Source organism: Phenylobacterium sp. (assembly GCF_044236515.1).
GTDB lineage: Bacteria > Pseudomonadota > Alphaproteobacteria > Caulobacterales > Caulobacteraceae > Phenylobacterium.
The window spans coordinates 1-3,234 of record NZ_JBIIGK010000238.1; the positions used below are offsets into that span (position 1 = coordinate 1).

Consider the following 3,234-nt stretch of genomic DNA (forward strand, 5'->3'; position numbering starts at 1 on the left):
GAGAAGGCGGCGGTGAAGGTGAAAGCCAAGCCGCCGGTCGCGCAGCCGCGCCCGACCCTGCCGCGGCCGACCGCCGAGAACCCGATCCGCAAGGCGTCGAACCGCTGCGTGTCGGCGGATCCCGGCGCGGCGCTGGTCTGCGCCGACGCCAGCCTGTCGGCGGCCGAGCGTCAGCTGAACCGGGCCTATCGCCAGGCCGAAGCGGCCGGTGTCTCCAGCGCCCGGCTGGCCCGCCAGCAGCAGCGCTGGATCGAGGCGAGAGCTCAGGCGGCGAAGGAGGCGCCCTGGGCCGTGCGCGACGTCTACGAAGCCCGCATCGCCGAACTGAATGACATGACGCGCAGCGCTGGCGGCGACTACTAGGCCTGCAACCGCCAAGCTCGGCGGGCGGTTACAGCCGGCGAGGGACGCGAGGAGCGCCGCGGCATGGCGAACGACCCCATCGGCGAGACTTACAACGGCTTTGCCGGGCGAGGGCCGGAGCCGGCGGCCAAGCCGCCGCGGCGGCTCGATCGGCGGTTGATCCTGGGCGGGGTGGCGGGCGCGCTGGTGCTGGGCCTGGGTCTGGGCCTGCTGAGCCGGCCGCAGTTCGTCGAGCCGGCCGACCGCCGGCCGATGCAGCCGGTGACGCCGGTGCCGGTCGAGGTGCTGGCCCCGGCGCCGCAGCCGATGCCGAAGGTCGCCGGGCGCCTGGAAGTGCTGCCGCCGGACATGGCGCGGCAAGCCGCGGCGGCGCCGGTGGTTCGGGCCCCGGCTGCGCCGGACACGGGAGAGCCCGTGGTCGCCCGGGCGCCGATGGGCCCGCCCGTCGGCCTGCCTGAGATCATCCGCGCGCCGCGGCGGGCGTCGCCGAGTTTCGATTGCGGCAGCGCGCGGACGCAGGCGGAGGCGATGGTCTGCGCCGATCCGGATCTGGCGGCCGCCGACCGCCGCCTGAGCCGCGCCTATGAGCGGGCGATTGACGCCGGCGTTCCGCGCCGGGAGCTGCGCGCCGAGCAGGACGACTGGCTGGCGATCCGCGAGGACGCCGCCCGCCGCTCGCCGGACGCCGTGGCCAGCATCTACGAGCAGCGGACCCGCGAGCTCAACGACCTCGCGGAGGAGGGCTGGAACTAGTCCAGCCCGCGTGCGGCCTTAGGCCAGCATGTCCTTGACCGTGTCGCGCTCGCCGACCAGCTCGTCGTTGGTGATGGCGATCTTGGACTTGGCGAACTCGTCCATTTCGTAGCTTTCGACGACCTCATAGGCGCCCGGCGCGGTGGTGCGCACCGGCATGCCGGCCCAGACGCCGTCGGCGAAGCCGTAGCGGCCCTGGCTGGCGACCGCCACCGAGTGGACCTTGCCCGGGATGGTCAGGTCGCGGACGTGGTCGATGAGGGCGTTGGCGGCCGAGGCGGCCGAGCTGAGGCCGCGGGCCTCGATGATCGCCGCGCCGCGCTTGCCGACGGTCGGCAGGTAGTCGTTCTTCAGCCAGGCCTCGTCGCCGATGACCTCGGCGGCCGGCTTGCCGCCGATCTTGGCGTGGGTGAAGTCGGCGAACATCGTCGGGCTGTGATTGCCGTAGATGAACAGCTCCGAGACGTCGTTGATCGACACGCCGGCCTTCTTGGCGAGCTGGGCGCGGCCGCGGTTCTCGTCGAGGCGGACCATGGCGGTGAAGCGGTCCGGCGTCAGGCGCCTGGCCTGACTAGCGGCGATCATGCAGTTGGTGTTGCAGGGGTTGCCGACCACCGCCACGCGGGCGTCGTCGGCGGCGACGGCGTCGATCGCCTTGCCCTGGGCGATGAAGATCTTGCCGTTGTCCTTCAGGAGGTCGGCGCGCTCCATGCCCGGGCCGCGCGGCTTGGAGCCGACCAGCAGGTTCCAGTTCGCGTCCTTGAAGGCGACGTTCGCGTCGTCGGTGAGGACGATGTCCTGCAGCAGCGGGAAGGCGCAGTCTTCCAGCTCCATGGCGACGCCCTTCAGGGCCTTCTGGGCGCCCTCGGTGGGGATCTCGAGCAGCTGCAGGATGACCGGTTGGTCCTTGCCCAGCATCTCGCCCGAAGCGATGCGGAACAGCAGGGCGTAGCCGATGTTGCCGGCGGCGCCGGTTACGGCCACGCGGATGGGGGACTTCGCCATGGGTCGCTCCAAGTGAGATGAGTGTCGGTTTCGCGGCGTCCCCTAGCCAATTGACCGCGGCGCCGCAATGCCGCAGACGCGAGCCATGCCCGCGCTCGACCCGGCGTTCCTGGCGACCTCCGACGCCGTCGGCGACCTGGCCGTGTGCCATGTCCGGCTGCAACGCGACGCGCGGTTTCCCTGGCTGGTGCTGATCCCGCGCGGCGAGGGCCTGCAGGAAATCGAGGATCTCGACCGCGACGACCGCGCTCGTCTGATGGCCGAGATCGTCGCCGGCGGCGAGGCCGTGCGGGCCATCGGCGCGGCGCTGGGGCGGCCGGTGGCGAAGCTCAACGTCGGCCAGCTCGGCAATGTCACGCCGCAACTGCACGTCCATGTGGTCGGCCGCCGGGCCGACGATCCCGCCTGGCCGGGCCCGGTGTGGGGCGCGGGGGTCGCGGAGGATTACCAAGAGGCGGAGCTGGCGCGGGCCCTGGCGGCGGCGCGGACGGCCCTGGGCCTTTAGAGCGGGTCCTTGCGCAGGGTGACGGGGCGGCGGGAGCCGGCTTCGGCCAGTTCGCCGGTCCAGGCGTCGCCATAGCCGCCGGTCAGGGAGACGACGGCCCGGCCGAAGCGGAGGGTCAGGACGCCGCCCTCGCGTCGGATGTCGTCGACGAAGCCGGAGCCGGCCAGGGCGCCGACCCTGCGCAGGTCGCGCCACGCGCCTTCGACGACGCCGGCCCCGCGATCCACCAGCTTGAAGCCGTACAGCCCGACGCCCTCGCCCGACAGCGTCCAGGCCCCATCGAGCGGGCCCTGGAAGGCCTGGGCGGAGGCGTAGGAGGCGCGCAGGCGGCTCTCGTAGGCGACGTCCGCGACGCTGGGGGGCCCGTCATGGCTGCGGCCGGTCTGCCCGACCAGGACCGGCGCATCCGGCGACTGGGCGGCCGCGCCGGTGGCGACAAGGCAGAGCGTCAGGGCGGCGGCGAGCCTCATGGCGGCGGTCGGGTCTCCGGAGCGGCGGTGGCCGCCTCGAAGGCGATGAGAGCCTCAGCCTGGGCCAGATGCAACAGCTCGACCATGCGGCCGTCCACCTGCAGCACCGCGCGGCCGGCGTTCTCCGGCGCGGCGAAG

General features: G+C 73.2%; 5 protein-coding genes. 3 read left to right on the forward strand and 2 right to left on the reverse strand.

Annotated elements, in window-relative coordinates:
* Both ACILRF_RS15645 and ACILRF_RS15650 read left to right on the forward strand, forming a co-directional pair.
* Nucleotides 1-363, forward strand: a 363-nt coding sequence (locus tag ACILRF_RS15645; RefSeq protein ID WP_395674521.1) for a lysozyme inhibitor LprI family protein, incomplete at its 5' end; no start/stop codon positions are given.
* A gap of 63 nt (nt 364-426) precedes the next feature.
* Nucleotides 427-1,116, forward strand: coding sequence for a lysozyme inhibitor LprI family protein (locus ACILRF_RS15650; protein ID WP_395674523.1), 690 nt, complete (start codon nt 427-429; stop codon nt 1,114-1,116).
* 18 nt (nt 1,117-1,134) lie between these two features.
* Here the strand turns inward: ACILRF_RS15650 and ACILRF_RS15655 are convergent, their stop codons facing one another.
* On the reverse strand, nt 1,135-2,121 hold the full coding sequence (locus ACILRF_RS15655; protein WP_395674525.1) for a malate dehydrogenase: 987 nt from the start codon (nt 2,119-2,121) through the stop codon (nt 1,135-1,137).
* A gap of 85 nt (nt 2,122-2,206) precedes the next feature.
* Between ACILRF_RS15655 and ACILRF_RS15660 the strand changes: the two genes are divergently transcribed.
* Entirely contained in the window at nt 2,207-2,626 is a 420-nt protein-coding gene (locus ACILRF_RS15660; RefSeq protein WP_395674527.1) for an HIT domain-containing protein, read from the forward strand.
* On the opposite strand, the gene ACILRF_RS15665 is transcribed toward ACILRF_RS15660, so the two are convergent.
* Complete coding sequence (locus tag ACILRF_RS15665) at nt 2,623-3,096, reverse strand: hypothetical protein (RefSeq protein ID WP_395674529.1); 474 nt, start codon at nt 3,094-3,096, stop codon at nt 2,623-2,625. The two genes, ACILRF_RS15660 and ACILRF_RS15665, sit on opposite strands and share 4 nt — an antisense overlap.
* Nucleotides 3,097-3,234: the final 138 nt, after the last annotated feature.